This is a genomic window from Nitrosomonas sp. (assembly GCF_040240425.1).
In the GTDB taxonomy this organism is placed as follows: domain Bacteria; phylum Pseudomonadota; class Gammaproteobacteria; order Burkholderiales; family Nitrosomonadaceae; genus Nitrosomonas.
In genome coordinates this window covers 16091-42096 of sequence record NZ_QPHG01000012.1, presented here as the reverse complement: position 1 = coordinate 42096, position 26006 = coordinate 16091, and the positions used below count along the sequence as shown (strand labels likewise).

Here is a 26006-nt window from a genome sequence, read left to right as displayed (position 1 = left end):
TATTCTATGTGTAAAATAGAGTGCAACCATACACATGGAGGTATGATGAGAACCAATATTGTTATTGACGACGAACTGATGAATGAAGTCATCAAGCTGACCGGCGCAAAGACCAAAAAAGAAGCCGTAGAACTCGGCCTGTTAACTTTGATAAGAATAAAGAAACAAGAAGAGATCAAGCGATATCGGGGTAAACTGAAATGGGATGGTAATCTCGATGACACGAGAACGGATTGATGGTATTGGTCGACACCAGTGTATGGGTGGATTTTTTCAACGGCAAAATTAACGGTCAGACCGAAAAACTCGATCATTATCTGTCCAGCACGGTGATCATCGTTGGAGATTTAATTTTGGCTGAAGTGCTGCAAGGATTTAGAAGTGACAAAGATTACCAAATAGCAAAATCACTACTGACAGAGCTTGAACTTGTGCAACTTTGCAATAGTGATTTGGCAATTAAATCGGCCCAAAACTATCGCACGCTCAGAAAGCAAGGCATTACCATCAGAAAAACCATCGATTGTCTCATCGCCACGTACTGCATCGAAACCAAAACACCTTTACTTTTCTCAGATCGTGATTTTGCCCCATATGTTGAAAATCTGAAGCTGAAAGATGCGTCGGATTTATGACTTTTAACGTCAATATTTCACTGGAATGGCTTGTTAGAGAGTCTTAGACTAACTGTCATTTTCTTGTCACATTAATCCTATATCTTCATCAGCATTCAATTCCCGTAATGGAGTCTGTTTTATGCTGGATGTCGATGCGATGTTAAAGGATTATTTTCCAGGCACGGATACACAGAGTGACAAGCCGCTGATGAAAGCGGCTTCTTCGTTTTTGAAGAAGTTACTGCATCAGGATGAAATCAATCGTTTCATCGAGACGCATCGGCATTTGGAGGGATTGGAATTCAACGATGCGGTGCTGGAGCATTTCAATTTTTCGTTTCAGGTTTCCAGTAAAGACAGGGCGCGTATTCCCGATCAGCGCCGGGTGTTGATCGTCGCCAATCATCCGCTCGGTTCCTTAGATGGTTTGGCGCTACTGAAGCTGGTATCGGAGATTCGCACCGATGTGAAAATTGTGGCGACGAGCTTGCTGGACTGCATCGATCCGCTGAAAAGTTTGTTTTTGCCGGTGGATAATTTTTCCAAAGTTGCGCAGCACCGTGACAACATGAATCAGATTATCGAGGCGCTGGAAGCTGAGCAAGCGGTGATTGTGTTTCCCACCGGTGAAGTATCGCGTATTTCCCCGCTGGGCGTGCGTGACGGCAAATGGAAATCCGGTTTTATTTCGCTGGCGCAGAAAACCAAAGCGCCGATTGTACCGATGCATATCGGCGGCAAAAATTCCGCGGTATTTTACGGACTATCGAGTATTTACAAGCCGCTCGGCACGATGATGCTAGTCAACGAAATGTTCAATAAACAAGGCGGTGAGGTTTCGTTCCGTATCGGCAAGCCGATTCCGTGGGAATCGATTGCGGCGATGGATTTGTCTAAAAAGGCTGTGGCGAAACTGATGCGCAAGCAGGTTTATTTACTGGGCGAAAAGAAGAAAAAAGAGCTGTTCAAACCGATTGAAAACATAATTCATCCCGTTCGCACCAAGTTAATTCGCAAGGAGTTAAAAGCCTCGCAACTCATCGGGAAAACCCAGGACGGCAAGCATATTTATCTGTTTGATTATATGCCAAATTCCAGCGTGATGCGTGAAATCGGCCGTTTACGCGAATTGTCTTTCCGTCAGGTGCAGGAAGGCACCGGCAACACGCTGGATATCGACAGCTATGATCGTTATTACCGCCATTTGATACTGTGGGACGAAGACGAACTGGAGATTATCGGTTCGTATCGCATCGGTGAAGCGGCAAAAATTCTCAAAGCACGCGGTGCGGATGGGTTGTACACGCATAGCTTGTTCGAATTCACCCTGGCATTTCTGCCGTATCTGGAACAATCGATCGAACTGGGGCGTAGTTTCATTCAACCGCGCTACCAGAATAAACGCAGCCTGGATTATTTGTGGTACGGCATTGGCGCTTATCTGTATCAGCACCCGGAAATTCGTTATATGACCGGACCGGTGTCGATGAGCACTGCGCTACCGGAAGCGGCGCAACAGACGATTGCAAATTTCTATCAGCAACTGTGTGGCAATGACAAACAGCTGGCCGCGCCCAGACTGCCGTTTCAATTCAATGCAGCAGCGGATTTCGCAATGTTTGGCAAAGCCACAGATGAAACGGGATACAAGCAAGCGTATGCACTGTTGAAAGAAAAGTTGGATGCAGCCGGGGTTAAAGTGCCGGTTCTGTATAAGCAGTACGTGGAATTATGCGAGCCGGGCGGTTGCGAGTTTCTCGGTTTTAATATCGATCCGCAATTTTCCAACTGTGTCGATGCGCTAATTCTGGTGCATGTCGGCGCCATCAAGGAAAAGAAACATCAACGCTATATTGAAAGCCACGAAGCCGCCATACTAAAGCGAAATTCCGCATAGCGGTTACGATTGATATTTGCGATTGTTTATGGACGATGTACGGAAACTTGATTGCATCCGTTTGATTTAGCACGATCGACCGCTTCCGTTGCGGCTTTCAATAGATCGGAGAAGCCATCGGATGTTTTGAGCTGTAGTTCGGCAACGCCCAGACTTGCGGTGACATGAATGCCAGAAGGTTGCAGATGTTCGATGGATTGGCGTATTTTTTCGGCGATCATTGCCGCACCCTCAAGATCACAATGCGGCAGCAGCAGGGCGAACTCTTCCTCACCATAACGTGCCGCGATATCTTCCCTGCGAATGGAGCCGGTGAGTGTCGCAGCAACTTCTTTTAATACTTTATCCCCGCTAGCGAGACCGAAGTTATCATTGATAGCTTTGAACCGGTCGATGTCGGCCACGATCAAGCTGCATGGAATGCTGTGCCGGGCGGCTTCACGCAATTTTGACGGCGCCGTCTCCAGCAGAAAATGGCGATTGTATAAACCGGTGAGCGGATCTTTCATCGCCAGCTCGTGCATCTGGTTCTGCTGGATAATTGCTTTATTGAGCAGTTTTTTATGGCTGATCAACGTGTTGACTCGCGCCAGTAACTCTTCCTGAATGAACGGCTTGCTGACGTAATCATTGACGCCGGAGCGCAGCAATTCGACTTTGTGTGCAACATCGTCCAGAACCGAGAAAACCAGCAGCGGCACATCCTTTTTGTCATTCTCAAGATTGCGGATCGCTTTGACAATACCGTGGCCATTGAGCTTTCCTTTCAATAACGTGTCGGCTAACACCAGATCATAATCATTGTCTTGCAACGCCAGCAATCCTTTTTCACCATTACTGAAATGATCTACCGTATAACCGCATTCGGTGAGCAATGTAGTTACCGCGCTTGCCATGGATGTGCTGTCTTCAAGATACAAAATACGACCGCTCATGGCCTTGTTGCATCGTTTTCTCGAGAACTGCACCGTATAACTGGTGATTTTATCCAGTTCGTGCTTGGAAAATATTTCTGTTACCCCGGCTGAAAATGCTTCGTCCTGAAATTCTTTATTGTCGTTTGCGGTAATCATCACCAGCGGAATTTGCCGGGTACGGGAATCGGCGCGGAGTTGCGACGAAAACATCGGGCCATCCATGTCCTGCAAGTGAGTGGCGATAAATACCAGGTCAAAAGATTGTTGTTTGAGCAGAATCAATGCTTCGTTGCCAGTTGAAACCTGCCGGGTTCCGAGTCCGCCTGATTCAATCGCGGTTGAGAGAAGTTTTTGATAAGTCCTGGATGGTTCAACAATCAATCCTTCCATATTCTTGCGCTCCTTGTTACCCGAATGGGCCGGTGTTGGTGGAATCGAACATGCCGCAAATTAAAGTGAACTGTTATAGCGACATAACTCTCGATTCTTTGAGCGGAGCTGCTGGAAAGATGCTGGGCGTTAGGGAAGCGGTAATCGTTTTTTGAGGCTGCGCGCCGGTTTTATCAATAACGACAGGCTGAATACCAGCGCGCTGAATAGCACGATGGTTGTGCCGGAAGGTACGTTAAGAATATAGCTGAGATACATACCGGTTACGCCGGTTATTGCACCCAGGAACATGGAATAAATAATCATTTTGCTAAAGCTATCGGTCAACATTCTCGCCGTGACCGCAGGTGCAATGAGTGTGGCGGCAACCATGGTGACGCCAACTACATTCAAGGATGCAATCACGGAAAGTGTCAGTAACAAGGAAAATAGCAATTGCACCGGCGCCGTTTTGATACCGGATACTTGGGCCGCTTCGCTATCGAATGTGGAGAAGAGTAAGGCGCGGTAGCTAAAGAACATTGTAATCAGTGTGATACAAGTCACCAATCCAATAATCATTAAATCTTCACCGGTGATGCCGAGGATGTTGCCGAATAATACCGCTTCGAAGTTCTGCTTGAAATTACGCATTTTGCTGACAATCGCCACACCAAGCGCAAACATGGCGGTTGTAACTATGCCGATAGCGGCATCGAGTTTGATTTTGTTATTTTTTGTAATTTTGTTGATGATCAGCGCCGCGAGCAGCCCCATCGCACATGCACCCGTATAAAAATTCAAATTCAGGGTGATACCCACGATTGCGCCGCCAATTGCCGCATGCGATAGTCCATGACCGACATAGCTCATGCCGCGCAGCACGACATAAACGCCGATCAATCCGCTGGATGCGCCGATCATGAAGGCCGCGAGCAAGGCATGGCGAAAAAATTCATATTCAAGCGGTTCAAGCAGAAACTCCATTACTGATTATCGCCGTTGAAATTGAGCGGTGTGCTGTTGGCAATGAGTAAGTGACCTTGGTATTTTACGATGACAATATCACCGCCGTAAGTCCGGGTCATGATTTCATTCGTGAAAATGTCGTGCGGGCGGCCTTGCGCCACAATTCCCCGGTTAAAACAGATAATCCATGGCAGGTGAGAGGCCACTGCGTTTAGGTCATGCGTCGTCAAAATGATGCTGATGCCTTCCCGGTTGATGTCGCTCAATAAATGCAATACTTCATGTTGCGTCTTGATATCCACGCCGGAAGTCGGTTCATCGAGTATCAGCAGTTTGGGATTGTTAATCAACGCGCGCGCTAAAAACGCACGCTGCCGCTGGCCGCCCGATATATCACTAATATGATGCTGCAAACAATTATCGATGCTCAATCGATGTGCAAGATCGCGCACGCGTGCGTGTTCCTGTCCACTGAGCCAGGGCCAAATGCGGCCATTAGTGTATAGCCCCATCGTAATTACTTCTGCGACGGTTACCGGGAAATTCCAGTCGACGCTGCCCAGTTGCGGCACATAGCCGATGGCGCCAGGCTTTACTTTATTTGCAGGTGTGCTGTCATGCAATTGCACCTTGCCCGCGTGCGCTGAATGCAAGCCCAAGATGATTTTAAGCAGCGTGGTCTTACCGCTGGCTGTAGGACCGACGATGCCGACAAATTGACCTGCGGCGATTTCCAGCGAAAGGTTGTCGAATACGATATTGTGCTCATAGCCAGCGGTGACGCCGGTTAATTTGACCGCAGGGTGTGCTTGCGGATCAGAAGGGGATGTTGCTGGCATCGATGTTAGCCACGCATGTTGGGTTTCCGCCAAGCGCTTCGGTCATGATGGTCATATTATGGACCATCATGCCAATAAACGAATGGTTAGGCGCGGCAGGCAATGCGTCGTCGGACAATTGATCGACAAATTTGGCTTTTGATTCACGTGCGATTTGCGCCATCACCTTGCTGGGAAAAACTTCCGAACCAAAGATCGCGGGCACGCCGGTTTCTCTGATTTGCTTGATGATGTTGATGACTTCCTGCGGGCCTGGTTCTGAAAAATCGGAAGGTTGTATGGCAGCGATTACGGTCATGCCGTAGCGTGGCGCAAAATAAGCAAAAGAATCATGATAGGTGACGAGTTTACGGTTGTTTTCCGGAATGCTCTCAACGCACTTGAAAATTGCCTGATCGAGTTTTTGCAGTTTGGCCAGATAGATTGTCGCGTTTTGCTGATAGCTTGCCGTATTGGCTGGATCCATCGCGATCAATTGATCTTTGACGATTTCCGCGTAGCGCATCACTAATGCAATATTGAGCCATAAATGCGGATTCGGATGCCCTTGTTCACGTGGAAAACTGAAATCGTAATGCCATTCCGCTTCGGTCAATGCTCGGTTACCTAATTGCAGAATCGGTGTGGCAGGATTTTTTACTTTATTGGCCAGATTCAGTGTTGGCGACTCCAGATCAAGACCATTCACAATAATGATGCTGGCTGCTTGCAGTGTTTTTACATCGGAAGGGAGGGGTTCAAAAGTGTGAGAATCGGTTCCATCCGGAACGATTCCGGTTACTTTGACATGGCTTCCGCCAATATTCTGCACCATATTCGTGATCGGTGAAACGGTGGTCACGATATTCAATTTCTCAGCAACCGCAAATACCGATGCCGAATGTGAAAGCATCAGCGCGAACCCGTATAAAAGTGGCTTGGCGATTCGATCCATTAATTTTTTCATCGGGAGATTTTCCTTTGCACTTATGCTGCAGCAAGTTAATATGAAAAAAAATCAATTTATCATACATTCTTAGGTTCTGAGTCAGTTTATAGATACGTCACATTAGTGCATGAAAACGCATGGTTTTTGGAGGGAAAATGCATGAAGAAAGAAATAAAACTAACTTTTATATCGAAACGGCAGAGTTTCCGCAACAGTGTTTTGTTATTGGCATGGATGCCTTTCTCAATCGAAGCAGCTGGCGTTCCGACACTTAAGGAAATGATTATACGTGCTAATTTGCGCGAGTTGATCGGCACTGCGAATTCCGCCAGTGAGGGTACAGTCCTAAAGCAACAACTCGATGCGCGTACCGTTTATCGCCCGGGAGAATTGTTGGAAACCGTGCCCGGCTTGATCGTCACACAGCATAGCGGTGAAGGTAAAGCCAATCAGTATTTCTTACGTGGATTTAATCTCGATCATGGCACGGACTTACGCATTACCGTGGACGGCATGCTGGTCAATCAGCGCTCGCATGGGCACGGGCAAGGCTGGTCGGATACCAATTTCATCATTCCGGAATTGAGCGGTAATGTGCAGTACGTAAAAGGACCTTACTATGCCAATCAAGGCGATTTTTCCTCAGCCGGTGCAGTCAGCATGAGCTACGTTGACAAGTTGCCGAAAGGCATCGCCAGCTACGGCTTGGGTCAGCAAGGATTTATGCGCGGATTGATAGCAAAATCGCATGAGACCGGCAAAGGTCATGTGTTATATGCCCTGGAGCTGCTGACCAAAGACGGTCCCTGGATTAAGAATGAAGATTTCAAGAAATTTAATGCAGTGTTGCGTTATAGCCAGGATAGCGGCCCGACCAAGTTTAATGTGACAGCAATGGGATATGGCGGAAAATGGAATTCCACCGATCAGATTCCGCTCCGGGGCGTTGTGAATGGCTACGTTCCAAGGCTGGGGGCGATCGATCCCAGCGATGGCGGTGAATCGTATCGCTTCAGCCTTTCGGGTGCATTGCAACATGTGAGCCGGTTGGGTACCACGCAATTAAATCTCTATACCGTGCACAGTAATCTGGCGCTATTTTCAAATTTTACCTATTTTCTCGATGATCCCATCAACGGTGATCAATTCTCTCAAATCGATAAGCGCTTCCAGTCTGCGCTGAATATCAATCATCTCTGGAGCAACAAAATCGGCGGGCTCGAGGTCGAAAATACAGCCGGAGTGCAGTTGCAAAATGACGTGATCGACAATGGATTGCTTAGTACGAAGCAGCGTCAAACATTATCGACTACTCGAAGAGATCATATTAATGAAAATAGTGTAGGCATATACTATCAAAACAGCATTCAATGGCTGGAGAAATTCCGTACCGTGGCCGGTGTACGTTCGGATTACTACTGGTTCGATGTCGACAGCAGTCTCAATGTTAATTCGGGCAAACGCTATGACAGCATGACCAATCCAAAACTCAGCCTGATTTTTGGACCGTGGGCGCAAACCGAATTCTATGCTAATTACGGCAGCGGGTTTCATAGCAACGACGCACGTGGTACGACGGCTACCGTTGATCCCAAATCCGGCGATCCGGTGAATAGGGTCAATCCGCTGGTGCGTTCGACAGGATATGAAGCCGGTGTGCGTACCGGGATTATTCCCGGATTGCAGGCATCTTTGGCTGTATTTCGCTTGGATCTGGATTCGGAGTTATTATTTGTCGGCGATGCTGGTACTACCGAAGCCAGCCGCCCAAGCCGACGAGAGGGGTTTGAAATCTCAGCGTTTTATATGCCGTCCGATTGGCTAACGATCGACCTGGATTATGCGCTGGCGCGCGCACATTTTAGCGATCCCGACCCGAGCGGCGACCATATACCGGGAGCGATCAGAGGCGCCGGCAAGCTGGCGGTATCGGTGGACAACATCGGGCGGTTGTTTGGTAACATGCAGTGGCGGTATTTTGGCAAGCGCTCGTTGATTGAAGACAACAGCGTGCAATCGAATCATACAATTACGTTGAATGGACAGATCGGCTACAAAATCGGCAAAAATGTGCAAGTAGCCGTACAAGGATTTAATCTGTTGAATTCCAAAGCCCATGCAATCGACTATTATTATGCATCAAGGCTTCCGGGTGAACCTGCCGCCGGTGTGAAGGACTTACATTTTCATCCCATAGAAAGCCGTTCAATTCGTGTTAATCTGGTGGCAAACTTTTAATTACCGGAATCTGGCCGGTGAAAATTCAAGGAAATGTTATGGAACGGTTTACTATTTCAATGGATGATCAATTGTTTAAGCAATTTGATAAGGTATCCCAAGCACGCGGTTATGATAATCGATCGGAAGCAATCCGCGACCTGGTGAGGGATTACCTTGAATCCACGCGCCTGGAAAAAGACAACAAAGGCTATTGTATTGCCACGCTCAGCTACATTTATAATCACCATGAAAGAGATTTAGCCAGTCAAGTAACCTCCGCATACCACCACCATCATGATTTAACGTTGTCGAGCATGCATGTGCATATGGATCACGATAATTGCCTTGAGGTTGCGATTCTGCGCGGTACCATTCAAGATGTCAGACTTTTTGCACACCAGGTGATCGCCACCAACGGAGTACGGCATGGCAAGCTGCATATCGTTCCGCTCGAGCAGAAACAAGAGCCGCATTCCCATTCCGTCACTTCGCATACGCATAGCAGTCCGATGACTTAAAAATAACATCGATTGCGCGCCGGACAATAAAAAGCCCCGCTCAGTGGCGGGGCTTAAATTCAGGATTCTCTCAGGCTATTGAAAAACAGTTTTTGTTTAATGAATGAACATTTTGAGCGTGTTCTTAACACCGTAACGGCAACGTAGATAGTTTTTCATGGTTCGCCAACGATGTTTAGGCATTTCCCCAATATTTGGATTTGCCGGCCGCAAACAGAAACATCCACATGACCAGAACAAAAGGAAATGTCAGCGTCGGCAAACCGATCGGCGCCAGGAAGCTGGCTAAGCCGGCTTGGCAGATAATGGTGAGAACCCCTGCCAGCAAAGCCAAAATCGCACTGCCCGTACTGGGTTTGAGAAAAACCCAGCCTACCGCCATCATAGTCAGTACCGGATTGAAAGCATAGAGCCCCATTTCAATGAGCGTTTTATCCGCGCCCAGCAAAACCGGAACGGCAACTCCAACAACCGCACCGGAAAACGCCATGAATGCGCCACGCAGAGAAGTTATCGCAATGCCGGTCAGGAATAAAATGCCGACGATGATGCTATCGGCGAACATTACTTCGCCAATACCCTTGGCGATGGCTGTATACCAGGCTTCAGCCGAAGCTTGTGTAAAGGCGGCGAATTCGGTTGAAACCACCGAGGCAGCCGCAATGTCGGTAGGGATTCCCGGGGGAGGCAGCACCGGGCCGCGTGAAAATCCGTCGAAAGCATAAACGGCTACCAGAAACATCCAGCATGTCAGAACAAAGGGGGAGGTGGAGGCTGGGATGTTATAAGGCTGCAGAATTCGCATCAGCGCAGCCAGTACGACGGTGGATAGAATTGAAGCCAGAACGACATACAACCAAAGCTGCGGTGTGTTTTCAAGAAATAAGAATAAACAGGGGCCTACTAGGGTGCCATTAAATCCATAGAGTCCGGCATCGATATCATCTTCCGAAAAACCCAAGAGGTAAGCCGCAACCGTACTGCTGATAACTCCCACCGTAGCAGCAATTCCGGCGGTAATTCCGCCGACGTATAAAGCGATAAGAAAAATAAGGCCTGTAACTGCATTGCAGCAAAAAAATACTTGCCCGACTCCTCTGAGGATAACACGCAAAGGCCTTGGTATTGCTTTGTCAATCGATAAAGACCAGTCCATGATGATCAGCTCCTAAAATTGATGTGGAATAAAGATTGTGCCGTTCAGTTAACATCCAAGCTAAATAATTACGTGAAGCGCCGGAAACACGGCAATTAAGCGGATTGCTGTTTTACTTCTTCTAACAGTCCTTGTTTAACAATAAAGTCGATCACCTGGTCCACACCTTCGCCTGTGCGTAAATTGGTGAATACAAAAGGGCGTTCGCCGCGCATTCTCTTGGCATCCCGTGCCATTATTTCCAAGCTCGCACCCACGTAGGGAGCCAGATCGATTTTATTAATGACGAGTAGGGCTGAGCGCGTGATGCCGGGTCCGCCTTTACGCGGGATTTTCTCTCCAGCGGCAACATCGATCACATAAATCGTCAGGTCGGACAATTCGGGGCTAAATGTGGAAGCTAAATTATCGCCTCCCGATTCAACCAGAATAAGATCAAGATCGGGAAAGTCGGCCGTCATGCGCGCAATGGCTTCCAGATTAATCGACGCATCTTCGCGGATTGCGGTATGCGGACACCCGCCTGTTTCCACGCCCATCAACCGCTCTGGCGGTAGCGCTTTAGCGCGCAATAGAATCTCCATATCTTCTTTGGTGTAGATATCGTTCGTAATTACAGCCATCTCATAACGGTCGCGCATTCGTTTGCTAAGCGCTTCGCATAACGCTGTTTTACCGGACCCTACCGGACCGCCGATGCCCACTCGAAGCGGATTGGATTGTTTGTTCATGGTGTAATACCTCGCATTTATGATCGATAAATTCTACTGTACTGAATTTCATGCTGCATGGACAGTAATGAAAGCCCTGGCGCCCAATTCGACAATTCGTCGTCGTTAAGCAGCTGCGCGTGACGCGATGCTTTTTCTATCATGGCATGCAGCGAAAATAACAGGCTTTGTCCGGAAACTTGTCCTAGCGGCACCGATTTAACACAAACAAGCACTTGATTTTCAACCAAGGAAAACAATAAACCAAGCAGTGCCGCTTCATGAGGCACCGCAAGCGCTTCGGCGGCGCACGCAAAAGCCGTAGGCAGCGGAATTTCCGGTTGGTTTACCAGGATTGCGCGCAAGGATTCATCCGCGATATTCAGATCTAGCACGAGCTTTCCTAAGGAATAACCCATTTGGATCGTTTCCGCACGGAACTCGGCAGTATCACGGGCGGCAATAAAACATTCGCTCCAATAATTCACAGCTTCGGCATTACGTTCAGAGAAAGCTTGCAGCAAGCGCCATACAATGGGTGCTTCAAAGTCGGCAACGATGCTTAAGGATTCGGAAATCCACGCACGCGCCGAGCTTTCATTATGGACAGCGCCTTTTTCGATGGCGGATTCCAGGCCCTGCGAATAGGTGTATGCGCCTATCGGCAAAGAAGGACTTGCCAATTGCAGTAAACGGAGCAACGCAGCGGCTTGCAAAGTCATTTCCTAGGATTGAGGATCGGAGGGCCGGTGTATCTTTTGCCGCGCTGGTATCGGAGCAAGCGGCCCATGCGCATGATAATGCCCGTCACCATGGTGGTGATGGTGCCCGCCGCCTGCGCCATATGCGCCCGATTCCGGTTCAAATTGCGCGCTTTCTTCCACAACCGTGGCTCCCAAACCTTCCAGCATCTGTTTTAATACCGAATCTTGATGAATCTGCAAAAAGCCTTCACCTACTTGCGTTTGTGTGTGACGGTTACCTAAATGAAAAGCGCAACGCAATAAATCGTGCGGCGTTTTGCAAGTAATCCGATAAACGGATTCATGTGCTGCAATAATCTGCACAACGCGGCCATCATCGCTTTTGAGTAAATCGTTATTGCGCAGTACAGTGCCGCGCGCGGTAAAAATAGCCACTTCCTCGCCCGATGCAAGTGCCGTTCTTAATCTGCTGTTTTCGCGCATTTCATAGGGCAGCACGAGCTGCGCGAAAACTGATTCTGCGTGATCTATCTTGGTATTCAGCGTAAGCATTTTATTATTTAGGTCAATGAAAACGATTATCCGCCGACTATCACAGCAACGAAGCTATGATAGTCAACATTATCAATGGAGCAGTTACTTTTCACTTCATTGCTGCGCATTTGCAACGCCAACCGCATCCCTAGAAAAGGAAGTAGCGTTGCGCCATTGGCAGCACATCTTCGGCACCGCATGTCAGTAATTGTCCATCAGCGCGTACTTCATAAGTTTCCGGATCGACTTCCATTTTGGGTGTTGCGCTATTGTGAATCATGTCTTTCTTGCGCAGATTACGGGTATTTTTGACCGTAATCAGGTTTTTATCCAGCTTCAATTGTTCCACTAAGCCAGCATTCAGTGCGGCTTGAGAGGCGAATGTAAAGCAGGATGTTTTGATGCCGCCACCGTATCCGCCGAACATGTAGCGATAATGCACCGGTTGCGGTGTTGGAATCGATGCATTGGGGTCGCCCATGAGCGATGCCGCAATCATGCCGCCTTTCAGAATCATTGATGGTTTAACCCCGAAGAATGCCGGTCTCCACAGTACAAGATCAGCATATTTGCCCGCTTCTACCGATCCGATGGCATGTGCGATACCGTGTGTGATAGCGGGATTAATCGTATATTTTGCAACATAGCGCTTAACACGGAAGTTGTCATTTTTGGAATTATCTTCCTGTAATGTACCGCGTTGTACTTTCATTTTATGCGCGGTCTGCCAGGTACGTAAAACCACCTCACCGATACGGCCCATCGCTTGTGAATCGGAGGACATCATCGAAATTGCGCCCATGTCATGCAAAATATCTTCCGCGGCGATCGTTTCTTTGCGGATGCGCGATTCTGCAAAAGCCAGATCTTCGGCAATATTGGCATGCAAGTGGTGGCATACCATCAGCATATCCAAATGCTCGTCCAGCGTGTTGACGGTGTAAGGACGGGTAGGGTTGGTCGATGACGGCAAAACATTGTCAAGGCCCACAACCGCGATAATATCCGGCGCGTGACCACCTCCGGCACCTTCGGTATGGAAGGTATGAATGGTGCGGTCTTTCATCGCGGCAATGGTGTTTTCCAGATAGCCGCCTTCATTGATGGTGTCGGTATGAATAGCAACTTGTACATCATACTTGTCGGCGACTGCCAAGCAGTTATCGATCGCTGCATATGTTGTTCCCCAATCTTCATGCAGTTTTAATCCACATGCGCCCGCCAACACTTGTTCTTCAAGCGGTGTAGGCAAGCTGGTATTGCCTTTGCCAAAGAAGCCGGTATTCATGACCAGTCCATCGGATGCCCGGAGCATCGAGTGAATATGCCAAGGTCCCGGCGTACAGGTGGTTGCCGCTGTTCCTACCGCCGGACCGGTACCGCCGCCCAGCATGGTGGTAATGCCGTTCATCATGGCGTCTTCGGCCTGTTGCGGGGAGATGAAGTGAATATGCGTATCCACGCCCCCGGCGGTGACGATCATATTCTCACCAGCAATAATTTCGGTACCCGAACCAATTGCCATCGTTACATTCGGTTGAATATCGGGGTTTCCGGCTTTGCCGATATTGGCGATTTTGCCATTTTTAATGCCGATATCCGCTTTGATGATCCCCCAATGGTCAACGATCACTGCATTTGTAATCACCGTATCCATCACATCGGCGTGATTACGCTGCGATTGTCCCATGCCATCCCGGATCACTTTGCCGCCACCGAACTTCACTTCTTCACCATAGGTTGTGAAGTCTTTTTCAATTTCAATAAAAAGCTCTGTATCGGCTAATCGAACTCGATCTCCGGTCGTTGGGCCCATCATTTCTGCATAAGTTTGACGGGAAATTTTTACGCTCATTTTTTAACTCCTGTAAAATTATTGCGATACAAACTATTTAAGTTTGCCCATCACTTTTTGATTAAATCCATAAACGATCCGGTCTCCCGCGAGATCGACCAGTTCTACAGTTCTTTCTTGTCCCGGTTCAAAGCGCACAGCCGTTCCCGCCATAATATTCAACCGCATGCCATACGCGGCTTCACGGTCAAATTTCATTGCTGAATTCACTTCGTAAAAATGGAAATGGGATCCAATTTGGATCGGGCGGTCTCCGCCATTTGAGACGGTTAACATTTTTGTTCTTCTACCGGCGTTCAACTCGATTTCACCAGGCTCTGTGAATATTTCCCCGGGGATCATTGGTACTCTCATGACAATCTCCTATTCTATTGATATCAATTAAACAATTGGATTATGCACAGTCACCAGTTTGGTTCCATCCGGGAAAGTGGCTTCGACTTGAATATCCGGAATCATTTCGGGAACACCTTCCATTACATCAGCCCGGGTCAATATTTTTTGACCGGCAGTCATCAGTTCCGCCACCGTTCTACCGTCCCGGGCTCCTTCCAATACCGCACAAGTAATTAATGCAACCGCTTCCGGATAATTGAGCCGTAAACCGCGCGCTTTACGTCTTTCGGCGAGTAATCCGGCGGTAAAAATTTGCAGTTTGTCTTTTTCTCTAGGTGTTAAGTCCATAGTTTTTCTCCTGGGTAAAACAACATTTACAATAAAGTTGCCGCAGCACCTGCGCTGTTCATGTAAAACCGCTATCGATCATGTACTCCACATACGCGGCACAATCGCGGCGCATCCGGTTAATTCCGGGCGAAGCAATCCCCAGATACGCAACATGACATGCCGCGCCACTTCGCTTGAATCTCCCAGATAACGTGCCACAGTAACCGCTTTAAGCTGCGATATGCCTACCTGGCCGGCTCCGTTAGCGGTCTTTTCCGCTTCCTCGCGGGCTAAATCCAGCAATGGCTGGGGTATTGTTTTTCCTGTCAACAGCAGCGTGGCGCATACCGTTTTACCCGATAAAGCCAATGGGCCGTTCATCGCCGCATCTTCACCGCGTAACCGGATTTGCTCTAGCCAAATGATCTTGCCATTCCTTTGAATGCTGGTGCGTTGTTTGATTTGACCATCACTAAACGTTTCGCCAAACGCAGTCCGGCCAAAACATAAGATTTCGCAACCAATATAAACTGCATCGTCCTCAAGTGTTATTTGATGATCAACGGATACGTCAGTATGGTTATAGAAGATGGTTTCTTGCGGCACCCATTCAAGAGAAGCACCTTTTTTGACGCGAATTCTAATTTTTTGCTGGGAAGTGTGGCCGTTGGCTTTGTACCATTTGGACGCACCCGGTGTCGTAATCTGTACCTTTGCAAAGGCTTCGGCATCAGCGATAATTTCGAGCTGATCTCCGCCAACAATCCCGCCGGGCGGATGAATAATGACGGCATGGCAAACTTTCCGTCCTTCCGGATACAATGGTTTTTGTACCAGCAGTGGACCAAAATGATCCCGTTCTACTAAACGTGTCGTATCGTCAATGGCAGCAAATTTGAGCGATAATCTGGCTTGTAGCGGCTGATGATCTGGGTGGCTTTTGCTTCCGGATAGAGCGGTAATAGACGACTTGTGATCATTCAAAATAACAGAATCCCATGACTTAATTGCCGATTCTTCAGAGTAAGTAGGTAGAAGCATAATCTTAGTGCCGCATTTGCGCGTTGTTAATTGCGGTATTGATCTAAATCTGCAATTGGAACGACATTTTAAAAACATCGACCGCCGGACTCGCTATACCAGGCGCGTAGTTCAGTCCTTTCAGCAATAAATCGCCATGCTGATAATAAGCAGAAATGCGCGCATTAAAGCCATCGATAATGTAATTGACACCCGTTTCTATTTCTTCCCGGCTACTACTGTGGTTAGGTTGAACACTGGTAAATCTGCCGTAGGGCTGGAATTGCCCGATACCAATTTTATGGGGTATTAAATAAAGACCGGTGACTGTCCATGATTTGCCATCGAACATACAAAAACAGTCTTTATCGCTAAACGCGGCAGTCGAATAATTTGCATAAAATTGCTTGTATTCACCATTTGCCGTGAAGACCCCCATGTTATTGGGCAGCACTTTCTCAAATAACGCATCGCCTACAAAACCAAGAAAATCACTGCGATGCACAGAAGATCCGGCGCCATTCTTTTGATATGACATGCCGAATGCCACTGCTAAAATATCTCCGGCTTTGCCATAATACGTGCTGGAAGTATAGTAACCGGGATTTTTTTCCGGATTCAAAAAGTTATAGGTAACGCGCGCGGCTGTAAGGACTGTACCGCTCGAATTGGGTCCGGATGTATGCGATGACTCCAAACCGCGGAAAACTCCCATCGCGTAACCAAGCGTCCCAGGTACGAAACCGGGTGCTGCATTACCCCAGAAAGTTACGCCATCGTCACGGCCATAACGGCCTGCACCGCCTTCGCCGAATTTAACACTGAAATCTTGAGAGAAGAACGGCGTTTTAAATGCATCATGCGTAGCCTGAAAAAAAGGACCGCTTAATTCTCCCCGTTCCGTAGGCGCCAGCATGCGCCCGCCCCAGATATTAAAGTACCGGTTATATTCAAATTTTGCTATCGCATCCAGAATGTTATAAGACATCCTGGGGTTTTCGCCAGTGGCGGTATTGTTACAGAAGAAACACTCGGTATTGACTTCAAACTTGAGATATTGATTGATTTGACCGTTTAAATAGAGACGCGCATTGTCATTGCTGTAATGACCGCTACTTAAATTGCCATTGAGGTTTTCTGTCCACAATCCTGTGCCGCGATAACCTGCGCCTAAGCGGATCCATCGCGTGTCATTTGTTTTTAATACAAGCTTGTCGGAAATCGGTTTAACGGATACATCCCATGCAAATGCTTTTGGCATCGATAACAAAGCGACACTCATGAGCATGATTAGCAGGAAATTTTTTGTGCCGTAATGAAATAATTTTTCATTATCGGTGCATTTTAAATTCAACAAATGGACAAGAACTGACATGGTTTTGAAATTCATGATTCTTATCTGCAAGGTGTCATTTCCTTTTTGCATAAAACACCCATCCTATAATAGATTTATCAAACTGGATGATTATCCGGTAGGGATTTATTGATGCCAGAAGCTTTTTTTACTGATTTTATCGCAATATTTTTAACAGAGTGATTTGTCATACAATCCTTATGCAAAGTATGAAATATTAAGATAAAGCCATTGATTTAATTTGATAGATTTATAATAACAAGATTGCTGCAACAACCATTGTAAAAGCTTTCTTCTTGCGGCGAGATAAGGAATTGTCGGCGAATGTCCGCCAGAAACGGGGTCACCAAAGGAATATGAACATTAGCGAATATTTTGCAGTATGAGGCAACGAGAGAATCCGGTAGACCTTGTTGTTTACCCGATTTTATTCCGTAATTTCTGCTAAATTAAAATTGTCTGTTTAAATATGACAAGGTAAACTTTCGCCATATTTCTGCCATTTCTTTGTTAGAAACAGAAATTTAATTATAAAACTGTATAAAGGAGATTTTTTGATGAGAAGCATTGTTAAACTGTCTTGGGTGTTTTCAATACTATTTCTTTTCTCGTCTCAAGTGATTGCATCTGACAGCTATGTTAATAATTCAGCCGAGAAATTTACCAGCGGTATAGCGAATGCAGTGACTGGTTGGGTGGAACTGCCGAAGAATATTATTTTGACCAGTCAAAAAGAAGGACCGGCCTATGGTATTACCATCGGGTTGGGAATGGGGATCATGCATACGGTTGGCCGCAGTTTGATAGGTGTGCTGGATGCCGCAACTTTTTTTATTCCAACAAAACCATCGGTTAATCCTCCCTTTATCTGGCAAGATTTTTCGCGCGAAACATCCTATTGATTCACAGTTGAAACAGTAGGCAGCACAGTTTTTTACGTTACCCAGCAACATAAAAGCAAAACGCCGTACCGGTCGACCGGTACGGCGTTTTGCCGTGAGTGACAGAGACGTATGGACTACAATTTCTAGTGTTGCGCCTCAAGTGCTGCGATTCTTTCTTCTAAAGGCGGGTGTGACATGAATAGCCGAGAAAATCCGTTACTGCCGCCGGAAATACCAAAAGCAGCGAGTTGATTGGGTAAGTGCGCTTGTTCATGCACTAATTGCAGGCGGCGAAGTGCGGCAATCATTTTTGCTCTTCCTGCCAGACTGGCGCCGCCTGCATCGGCGCGAAATTCACGTTGACGGCTAAACCACATGACGATAATACTGGCCAGCACGCCGAGCACGATTTCGGCAACGATGTTGGTAATCCAGAAGGCGGGACCATGACCTTCTTCTGTTTTGAATATGACACGATCGACGGTGTGACCGATGACACGCGACAGGAAAATGACAAATGTATTAACGACACCTTGAATCAACGCCAGAGTTACCATATCACCATTAGCGATATGACTGACTTCATGCGCCAGCACTGCTTCGGCTTCATCCTGGCTCATGGTGTTGAGAAGACCGGTGCTCACCGCGACCAGCGCATCATTGCGCGACATACCGGTGGCGAATGCATTAACATCCGGTGCATCGTAAATAGCGACTTCTGGCATACCGATTCCAGCCGCCGCAGCCTGCCGTTGCACTGTGGTGACCAGCCAATGCTCATGTGCGTTTCGCGGCATTTCGATCACTTGAGCGCCAGTAAAACGTTTTGCAGTCCATTTGGACAAAGCAAGCGACATAAACGAACCGCCAAAACCGAATACCGCTGCGAATATCAGCAGGGAGTTGATATTCAGGCCGGTCCCTTGCGCATCGAGGATCTTTTCAACGCCAAGCAAACGCAAGGTGATACTTAGCACAACAACAATGGCTAAATTAGTTGCTAAAAAAAGAAGAGTTCTTTTCATTCTTTTACTCCTTGGTGTTTATCGAATACAAAACAAGACTGGTATTGATATATGAATTTCTGATCATTTTTCAAGCAAATTGTAGTTAAAATTTTCTGCTTAAGCCGGATGGTTGCAAACAAAATGATGCAGCTGCCCGGCTTGGTTTTAGGCGTGCAAATTTCTTAAGAGTTCGCGGAAATTTATTGCGCAGGATTGGATTGCGTGGATTGGGGCTGGGTATTTCTGACGATCTGAAAGAGAATCTCGTCTTCTTTGATCATGCCCAAGTCGCTACGGGCACGTTCTTCAATTGCTTCAAGTCCTTGCTTCAAATCGTTGACTTCAGCTTCGAGCATGTTGTTACGATTTTGCAGCTGCAAATTTTCCGCTCGTGCCGCAATGACCTCCTGATCGACTTGCCAGACCCTCAGCCAGCTTGCTTTTCCAAGCCATAATGGGTATTGCATCGCGGCAATGGCGACGAGCAGGAGAAAACTCAATAACTTCATTATTTGAGTTGGTAAAATGCTCTCCGGCCGGCGTAGCTGACCGAATCTCCCAAGTCCTCTTCAATCCGCAACAGTTGATTGTATTTTGCGAGACGATCGGAACGGGACAGTGAGCCGGTTTTAATTTGTAGAGCGTTTGTAGCGACCGCAATATCAGCGATGGTGGTATCTTCGGTTTCGCCGGAACGGTGCGAAATGACTGCTGTGTAACCGGCGCATTTCGCCATCTCAATCGCGGCAAAGGTTTCAGTTAAAGTGCCGATCTGATTTACTTTGATCAGGATGGAATTGGCGATATTGCGTTTAATGCCTTCCTGTAGAATTCTGGTATTGGTCACGAAGATATCGTCACCGACCAGTTGGATTGATTTACCCAATTTCTCGGTCAGTAATTCCCAACCGTTCCAGTCAAGTTCGCTCATACCGTCTTCGATCGTGATAATCGGGTATTTATCCACCCAAGATGCCAGGTAATCCGTAAACTGCGCGGATGTCAGTTGCAGGCCCTCGGATCCTAAATGATATTTACCATCGTGGTAAAATTCCGAACTGGCACAGTCTATACCGATGGCAACATCTCTTCCCGGTTGATACCCTGCTTGATCGATGGCTTGCACGATCAATTGCAAAGCGGCTTCATTGCTTTCCAGATTGGGAGCAAATCCGCCTTCATCGCCGACGGTTGTGGGCATGCCTTTGTCATTGATGAGTTTCTTCAATGTGCTGAAAACTTCCGCGCCACAGCGGATCGCATCGCGAAAATTGGCAATTCCCAGCGGAACGATCATGAATTCCTGCATATTGATATTGTTGTTGGCATGCGCGCCGCCATTGATCAAGTTCATCATCGGCACCGGCATTGACATTGAAGCCGCACCACCGAGGTAACGGTACAGCGGCAAACCGGATTCCTCCGCAGCCGCTTTGGCAACTGCGAGGGATACCGCGAGAATCGCATTGGCGCCAAGTCTGGATTTGTTTTCGGTGCCATCCAGATTGATCAGTTCTTGATCGATGAAACTTTGGTCGACGGCGTCCAATCCCATGAGTGTTTCGGAAATTTCGGTATTCACATTTTCCACGGCTTTCAGCACGCCTTTGCCGGAGTAGCGCTGCGCATCGCCATCGCGTAATTCCACCGCCTCTCGGGTGCCGACGGATGCGCCGGAAGGAACCGAAGCGCGTCCCAGCACACCGGATTCCAGCAATACATCCGCTTCAATGGTTGGATTACCGCGAGAATCCAGAATCTCGCGGGCGATGACATCTACTATTGCACTCATGCTACGTTTTCCCTGTTGTTAAGTGATTGTTGTTTCTTTATCTTTGGTATGACTGGCGGTAATTTCTAGTATTTTTGGCTTTGCTGCCTGCAATTTTCTGTTGAATTAATTGCTCCGTACAGCATGTATTTTTTCATCTCCGGCGTGCTGATGCTCATGAGCAAAATGAATCGCAGCCTGAACATAGGACTTGAACAGCGGATGACCTAACCGAGGGGTGGAGGTGAATTCCGGATGAAATTGACAGCCGAGAAACCAGGGATGATCAATCTCCGGAAGTTCTATCATTTCACACAAATTCTCTTCCTTGGAAAAACCGCTGATGCAAAGCCCTGCTTTTTCCAATTTTGGAATATAAAAACTGTTGACTTCGTAGCGATGGCGGTGACGCTCGCTAATGGTATCCGCACCATAGGCTTTCCAGGCCAGCGAATCCTTCTTCAAAACACATTCCTGTCCGCCCAAGCGCATGCTGCCGCCGATATCGGAATTCTCATCGCGCACTTCGATCTGTCCGTCGCGAGTCCGCCATTCGGTGATCAGACCAATGACCGGGTAGGGGGTATCAGGGTTAAACTCGGTGCTGTGTGCGCCTTTCATGCCGGTTTTGTTACGTGCATATTCGATCACCGCCAATTGCATGCCCAGACAAATTCCCAAATACGGAATGCGGTGGGTACGGGCAAAATTGATCGCCATGATTTTGCCTTCCACGCCGCGTTTGCCAAAACCGCCGGGAACCAGAATGGCATTCATGTCGATCAAGCAATCCGTGCCTTCTTTTTCGATATTTTCAGAATCGATATAGACGATGTTAATCCGGCTGTTGGTATGAATCCCCGCGTGAATTAAAGCTTCGGAGAGTGACTTGTAGGATTCGGTTAAATCGACATACTTGCCGACAATGGCAATCGTGACGGTATGCTTCGGATGTTCCAGCGCATACACCAGTTTCTTCCACACGCTCAAATCAGCCGGTTTTGCCAGAATACTCAGTTTGTGGCAAATGATTTCGTCGAGCATTTGCTCATGCAGCAAGCCCGGAATCTTGTAGATACTGTCAACATCGATGGCGGAGATAACGGCTTCTTCTTGAACATTAGTAAACAGCGCAATTTTTCTGCGTTCTTCCTTGGGTACTTCACGATCCGAGCGGCATAGCAACACATCCGGCTGAATACCGATTTCGCGTAATTCCTTGACCGAATGCTGCGTCGGTTTGGTTTTTAATTCACCAGCCGAACCGATATAGGGCAGTAAAGTAAGGTGAATAAAACAGGTATCTGTGCGCGGATTTTGTACCGCCATTTGCCGGATGGCTTCCAAAAATGGTAGCGATTCGATATCGCCGACCGTGCCGCCGATCTCGATAATTGCAACTTGTGCATCACCAACACCCATCTGAATGTAGCGCTTGATTTCATCGGTGATATGCGGAATCACTTGCACCGTGCCGCCAAGATAATCGCCGCGCCGCTCCTTGCGAATCACACTTTCGTAGATTTGCCCGGTGGTGAAGTTATTATGCCGCGTCATGCGCGTGCTGATAAAGCGCTCGTAATGCCCAAGGTCCAGGTCGGTTTCAGCACCGTCTTCCGTCACAAATACTTCACCATGCTGAAACGGGCTCATGGTACCGGGATCCACATTAATGTAAGGATCCAGCTTGAGCATCGTCACTTTTAGCCCGCGCGATTCCAGCAACGCACCCAGAGATGCAGCGGCAATTCCTTTACCCAGGGAAGAAACAACACCGCCAGTCACAAAAACATACTTGGTCATGAGCGGTTATCGCAATGTGAAAAATTCATGAGATCGATAAAATTGAATTGCATGGCTCCGAGCGGATAGGGCGTCCAGTATTATTAATGAATTTCAGCGAGTAACGTATTGATCGTTTGTTCAGTTTGATGCCGGTAACTGCTACCAAAAAGATTCAAATGATTAAGAATGTGATAGAGGTTATAAACCAATTTGCGAATATTATAACCGGAATCCAATGGATAATCATACCGGTAAGCAGAATAAAAATCGGTAAGGAAACCGCCGAAAAGTTCGGTCATGGCGATATCCGCTTCCCGGTCGCCATAATAGACCGCCGGATCAAATAATACCGGATTTCCGTTGGCATCATAAGCATAATTGCCGCTCCATAGATCGCCATGCAGCAGTGCAGGAAGCGGCGATGCATCGGAAAAAAATTTATCCAGATTAATCAACAATTGCTCTCCGAGCTTTTGCAGCTTGCCATTATGTCCATTGGTTTTGGCCAGATCCAATTGAAAACCCAATCGCTGCGTACGCCAGAAATTGACCCAATCCGAGGACGGCATATTGATCTGCAGGGTTTGCCCGATGGTGTTGTCGCGCACCCAGCCGAATTGCTTTGAAGTTGTGCGATGCATGGCAGCCAATTGCTTGCCTAAATCCGCTGCTTTGCCACGCATACCGCTATTTAAATCGAGATATTCCAAAACCAGCCATGCGGCTTGATCATTTTGTCCATAGCAAATGGGCAGAGGAACCCGCAGTGTCTCCGATCGATGAATTTCCACGAGACCGGCGGCTTCCGCCTCGAACATTAAAAAGTTGCCAGGTGTATTGAGCTTGACAAAAAAACGCTGTGCACCATCGGTGATGCAATACGTCTGATTGATACAGCCGCCGCCAATTGGACGTGATTCTTTTACTGTAAAATGAGCATTCGTGACGGCGGAAATTTGTGCACTGATGTCATGCCATGCATGCATGTTTTACATCTTCCACGTCAACCATGCCTTGGCTTTTTGAATCGCTGCCTGCACCTGCTCCGGTGCGGTGCCACCGGTGTGATTCCGGCTATTCATCGATCCTTCCAACGTCAATACAGCAAAAATATCGGATTCAATTTGTATCGAGAATTGATGCAATTCATCCAATGCAAGCTTACTGAGATCGCAGCCTTTGCGTTCCGCGAACTGCACTGCTTTGGCCACGATTTCATGTGCATCGCGAAAGGGAATACCTTTCTTGACCAAATAATCGGCCAGATCCGTGGCAGTGGCATAACCGCGAAGTGCCGATGCACGCATCGTCTCTTGATTAACGCGGACACCGCCTAGCATATCGGCGTAAATCCGCAGTGTATCGGTCAAAGTGTCGACAATATCAAAAAGCGGCTCTTTGTCTTCCTGATTATCCTTGTTGTACGCCAGCGGTTGCGCTTTCATCAGCGTCAATAGTGCAACCAGATGTCCATTGACACGTCCGGTTTTGCCGCGTACCAGTTCCGGCACATCGGGATTTTTTTTCTGCGGCATGATGGAAGAACCGGTGCAGAAGCGATCAGCCAATTGAATAAAACCGAACGCCGGATTCATCCATAAAATGAATTCTTCCGACATGCGTGACAAGTGCGTCATGATGAGCGCGGCACAGGCACTGAATTCGATCGCAAAATCCCGGTCGGAAACGGCATCCAATGAATTCTGGCAAACAACCTCAAAATCGAGCAATTGTGCAACCCGTTCGCGATTGATCGGATAACTCGTACCGGCCAGCGCAGCGGCGCCGAGTGGCAGCTGATTCACCCGTTTACGGCAATCGGTCAAGCGTTCAACGTCGCGTTTCAGCATTTCAAAATACGCCATCAGGTGATGGCCGAACGACACAGGCTGTGCCACTTGCAGATGGGTAAAGCCGGGCATGATCGTATGGATATGCTGTTCCGCCAGATTAAGCAATGCGTGTTGCATGGCCTTGATCAGGTTGATAATTTCGTCGATTGCGGCACGTAAAAATAAGCGGATATCGGTCGCAACCTGATCATTACGCGAGCGGCCGGTATGCAGCCGTTTTCCGGCATCACCAACTAATGCGGTCAGGCGTTTTTCAATATTCAAGTGCACATCTTCCAGTTCCTGTAACCAGACAAATTGATGACTGCGGATTTCGTCATGGATTTGCTGCATGCCTTGCTGGATAGCGGTTAAATCCGCAGCGCTGATAATGCCCTGTTCCGCCAGCATCTGCGCGTGCGCCAATGATCCCTGGATATCGTATTCCGCCAAGCGTTGGTCAAAACTCACGGAAGCGGTATAACGTTCCACCAGTGCTGAAACCGGTTCATTGAAACGGCCCGACCAGGTTTTTTTAGTATCATCTTGTTGCAATGCAGGGTCATTATTCATTACGTGGCTCTTTATTCCTTTGTTTTCTGATCAAAACATTAACATGCGGCATTATAAAACATAAATACCCAACCAGTTATTTTGTGCGGGTGCGATTTATCCAATTATCCGGTACGCGGCGCGCAATCATTTCAGTTAATTGATGCACGCCACTTTTCCTTCCATACGTATTAGTGGATAATTCGCGTTTTCCTCTGCCACCCATAACACAAGGAGTTATTCATGACGGATTACAATAAACAAAATCCAAACCAACAATCCAAAGCTGATAATTTATTCTCACAATTCAATTCGAAGTTCGAATGGATGGCACAGATCCCGACGATGCAATTGCCCGCAAAGTATGCCGGTGCATTGGTCGGATTGATTATCGTCGTCATTGCATGGAAAATGATCGCCGTTAGCAAAGTGGAATCCGATATGGCGAAGAAACTTGAAAGCGAGCGCACGATTATCACACAACAAGCCCGGGAATACGCCGATCAGCAATACGTGAAGGAAGAAGAACGCTTCGGGCAAGTTTTATCTTGGGCAGTGCGTGGTGAATTAATCCGCAACAATGTTGACCAGATCGATCAATATTTGAGTGAAATCGTCAGAATGAAAGATACTGAACGTGTGGTATTAATCGGTGAAGATGGGCAATTGCTGGTTTCCACCGACAAACGTCTGGAAGAAGCAAAAGGCACAGAAATATTTCCGAAAGAAATTCTGAATTTGCAAAAGATTTCGGTTAGATCAGATGTCGATGGTAAAAAAATTCTGGTCGTTCCAGTCATGGGTTTGAACAAGAAAATCGCGACTTTAGTTGTCAGCTACAAACAACCTAAATTCTAATAACGATTGACCGCGCACGCGGTTTAAGACTTGTTGCAATGAAT

At 47.5% G+C, this 26006-nt stretch carries 26 protein-coding genes; 7 read left to right on the top strand and 19 right to left on the bottom strand.

Annotation, left to right across the window (positions count from 1 at the left end; translation table 11 throughout):
* Window positions 1-42: 42 nt before the first annotated feature.
* The 3 genes from DU481_RS06440 to olsF all read left to right on the top strand — a co-directional run bounded on the left by DU481_RS06440 (window position 43) and on the right by olsF (window position 2514).
* Window positions 43-237 (top strand): type II toxin-antitoxin system VapB family antitoxin, encoded by a 195-nt coding sequence (locus DU481_RS06440; protein WP_350133397.1) that lies wholly within the window; start codon window positions 43-45, stop codon window positions 235-237.
* On the top strand, window positions 237-635 hold the full coding sequence (gene vapC, locus DU481_RS06435) for a type II toxin-antitoxin system VapC family toxin (RefSeq protein WP_350133432.1): 399 nt from the start codon (window positions 237-239) through the stop codon (window positions 633-635). Before DU481_RS06440 ends, vapC begins: the two co-directional genes overlap by 1 nt.
* 121 nt (window positions 636-756) lie before the next feature.
* Window positions 757-2514: a bifunctional ornithine lipid synthase OlsF gene (gene olsF / locus DU481_RS06430; protein WP_350133396.1), complete on the top strand. Its 1758-nt coding sequence runs from the start codon at window positions 757-759 to the stop codon at window positions 2512-2514.
* Window positions 2515-2540: 26 nt separating this feature from the next.
* Here olsF and DU481_RS06425 read toward each other — a convergent pair whose 3' ends face one another.
* From DU481_RS06425 to DU481_RS06410, 4 genes are all read right to left on the bottom strand, one after another.
* Window positions 2541-3821, bottom strand: a complete 1281-nt coding sequence (locus DU481_RS06425) for a diguanylate cyclase (protein ID WP_350133395.1) — start codon at window positions 3819-3821, stop codon at window positions 2541-2543.
* A gap of 129 nt (window positions 3822-3950) precedes the next feature.
* Complete coding sequence (locus DU481_RS06420; protein ID WP_350133394.1) at window positions 3951-4787, bottom strand: metal ABC transporter permease; 837 nt, start codon at window positions 4785-4787, stop codon at window positions 3951-3953.
* Window positions 4787-5608 carry a metal ABC transporter ATP-binding protein gene (locus DU481_RS06415; RefSeq protein WP_350133393.1) on the bottom strand — a complete coding sequence of 274 codons (822 nt, stop codon included), beginning with the start codon at window positions 5606-5608 and terminating at the stop codon, window positions 4787-4789. Before DU481_RS06415 ends, DU481_RS06420 begins: the two co-directional genes overlap by 1 nt.
* Window positions 5586-6554, bottom strand: a complete 969-nt coding sequence (locus DU481_RS06410) for a metal ABC transporter substrate-binding protein (RefSeq protein WP_350133392.1) — start codon at window positions 6552-6554, stop codon at window positions 5586-5588. The genes DU481_RS06415 and DU481_RS06410 overlap by 23 nt, the downstream gene beginning before the upstream one ends.
* A 141-nt stretch (window positions 6555-6695) precedes the next feature.
* Here DU481_RS06410 and DU481_RS06405 point away from each other — a divergent pair, with 141 nt between their 5' ends.
* A complete protein-coding gene (locus DU481_RS06405; protein ID WP_350133391.1) occupies window positions 6696-8774 on the top strand; it encodes a TonB-dependent receptor in 2079 nt (692 codons plus the stop codon).
* Window positions 8775-8812: 38 nt separating this feature from the next.
* Window positions 8813-9274, top strand: coding sequence for a nickel-responsive transcriptional regulator NikR (gene nikR / locus DU481_RS06400; protein ID WP_090319201.1), 462 nt, complete (start codon window positions 8813-8815; stop codon window positions 9272-9274).
* Between the two features lie 175 nt (window positions 9275-9449).
* Here the strand turns inward: nikR and yut are convergent, their stop codons facing one another.
* The 9 genes from yut to DU481_RS06355 all read right to left on the bottom strand — a co-directional run bounded on the left by yut (window position 9450) and on the right by DU481_RS06355 (window position 17345).
* Window positions 9450-10430, bottom strand: a complete 981-nt coding sequence (gene yut / locus DU481_RS06395; RefSeq protein WP_350133390.1) for an urea transporter — start codon at window positions 10428-10430, stop codon at window positions 9450-9452.
* Between the two features lie 95 nt (window positions 10431-10525).
* Entirely contained in the window at window positions 10526-11161 is a 636-nt protein-coding gene (gene ureG / locus DU481_RS06390; RefSeq protein ID WP_350133389.1) for an urease accessory protein UreG, read from the bottom strand.
* 17 nt (window positions 11162-11178) lie between these two features.
* Window positions 11179-11862: an urease accessory protein UreF gene (locus tag DU481_RS06385; protein WP_350133388.1), complete on the bottom strand. Its 684-nt coding sequence runs from the start codon at window positions 11860-11862 to the stop codon at window positions 11179-11181.
* 3 nt (window positions 11863-11865) lie between these two features.
* Window positions 11866-12396, bottom strand: a complete 531-nt coding sequence (gene ureE, locus DU481_RS06380) for an urease accessory protein UreE (protein WP_350133387.1) — start codon at window positions 12394-12396, stop codon at window positions 11866-11868.
* 130 nt (window positions 12397-12526) lie between these two features.
* A complete protein-coding gene (gene ureC / locus DU481_RS06375) occupies window positions 12527-14233 on the bottom strand; it encodes an urease subunit alpha (RefSeq protein WP_350133386.1) in 1707 nt (568 codons plus the stop codon).
* A 33-nt stretch (window positions 14234-14266) separates the two neighbouring features.
* Window positions 14267-14575 carry an urease subunit beta gene (locus DU481_RS06370; protein ID WP_090320019.1) on the bottom strand — a complete coding sequence of 103 codons (309 nt, stop codon included), beginning with the start codon at window positions 14573-14575 and terminating at the stop codon, window positions 14267-14269.
* Window positions 14576-14614: 39 nt separating this feature from the next.
* Entirely contained in the window at window positions 14615-14917 is a 303-nt protein-coding gene (locus DU481_RS06365) for an urease subunit gamma (protein WP_090320016.1), read from the bottom strand.
* A 78-nt stretch (window positions 14918-14995) separates the two neighbouring features.
* The gene (locus DU481_RS06360; RefSeq protein ID WP_350133385.1) at window positions 14996-15883 is read right to left on the bottom strand and encodes an urease accessory protein UreD; all 888 of its coding nucleotides are present in this window, start codon (window positions 15881-15883) and stop codon (window positions 14996-14998) included.
* A 100-nt stretch (window positions 15884-15983) separates the two neighbouring features.
* Window positions 15984-17345 carry a hypothetical protein gene (locus tag DU481_RS06355; RefSeq protein ID WP_350133384.1) on the bottom strand — a complete coding sequence of 454 codons (1362 nt, stop codon included), beginning with the start codon at window positions 17343-17345 and terminating at the stop codon, window positions 15984-15986.
* 485 nt (window positions 17346-17830) lie between these two features.
* Between DU481_RS06355 and DU481_RS06350 the strand changes: the two genes are divergently transcribed.
* Window positions 17831-18175, top strand: a complete 345-nt coding sequence (locus DU481_RS06350) for an exosortase system-associated protein, TIGR04073 family (protein WP_350133383.1) — start codon at window positions 17831-17833, stop codon at window positions 18173-18175.
* A gap of 125 nt (window positions 18176-18300) precedes the next feature.
* On the opposite strand, the gene htpX is transcribed toward DU481_RS06350, so the two are convergent.
* The 6 genes from htpX to argH all read right to left on the bottom strand — a co-directional run bounded on the left by htpX (window position 18301) and on the right by argH (window position 25125).
* Window positions 18301-19182 carry a protease HtpX gene (htpX, locus tag DU481_RS06345; protein ID WP_350133382.1) on the bottom strand — a complete coding sequence of 294 codons (882 nt, stop codon included), beginning with the start codon at window positions 19180-19182 and terminating at the stop codon, window positions 18301-18303.
* Window positions 19183-19364: 182 nt separating this feature from the next.
* Window positions 19365-19673, bottom strand: a complete 309-nt coding sequence (ftsB, locus tag DU481_RS06340) for a cell division protein FtsB (protein ID WP_090320004.1) — start codon at window positions 19671-19673, stop codon at window positions 19365-19367.
* Window positions 19673-20956 (bottom strand): phosphopyruvate hydratase, encoded by a 1284-nt coding sequence (gene eno, locus DU481_RS06335; protein ID WP_107803283.1) that lies wholly within the window; start codon window positions 20954-20956, stop codon window positions 19673-19675. Before eno ends, ftsB begins: the two co-directional genes overlap by 1 nt.
* Window positions 20957-21061: 105 nt before the next feature.
* Window positions 21062-22738: a CTP synthase gene (gene pyrG, locus DU481_RS06330; RefSeq protein ID WP_350133381.1), complete on the bottom strand. Its 1677-nt coding sequence runs from the start codon at window positions 22736-22738 to the stop codon at window positions 21062-21064.
* 83 nt (window positions 22739-22821) lie between these two features.
* Entirely contained in the window at window positions 22822-23706 is an 885-nt protein-coding gene (locus tag DU481_RS06325) for a fructosamine kinase family protein (RefSeq protein WP_350133380.1), read from the bottom strand.
* A 3-nt stretch (window positions 23707-23709) separates the two neighbouring features.
* Window positions 23710-25125: an argininosuccinate lyase gene (gene argH, locus DU481_RS06320; protein WP_350133379.1), complete on the bottom strand. Its 1416-nt coding sequence runs from the start codon at window positions 25123-25125 to the stop codon at window positions 23710-23712.
* 222 nt (window positions 25126-25347) lie between these two features.
* Between argH and DU481_RS06315 the strand changes: the two genes are divergently transcribed.
* Entirely contained in the window at window positions 25348-25962 is a 615-nt protein-coding gene (locus DU481_RS06315) for a hypothetical protein (RefSeq protein ID WP_107803279.1), read from the top strand.
* The last annotated feature ends 44 nt before the right edge of the window (window positions 25963-26006 follow it).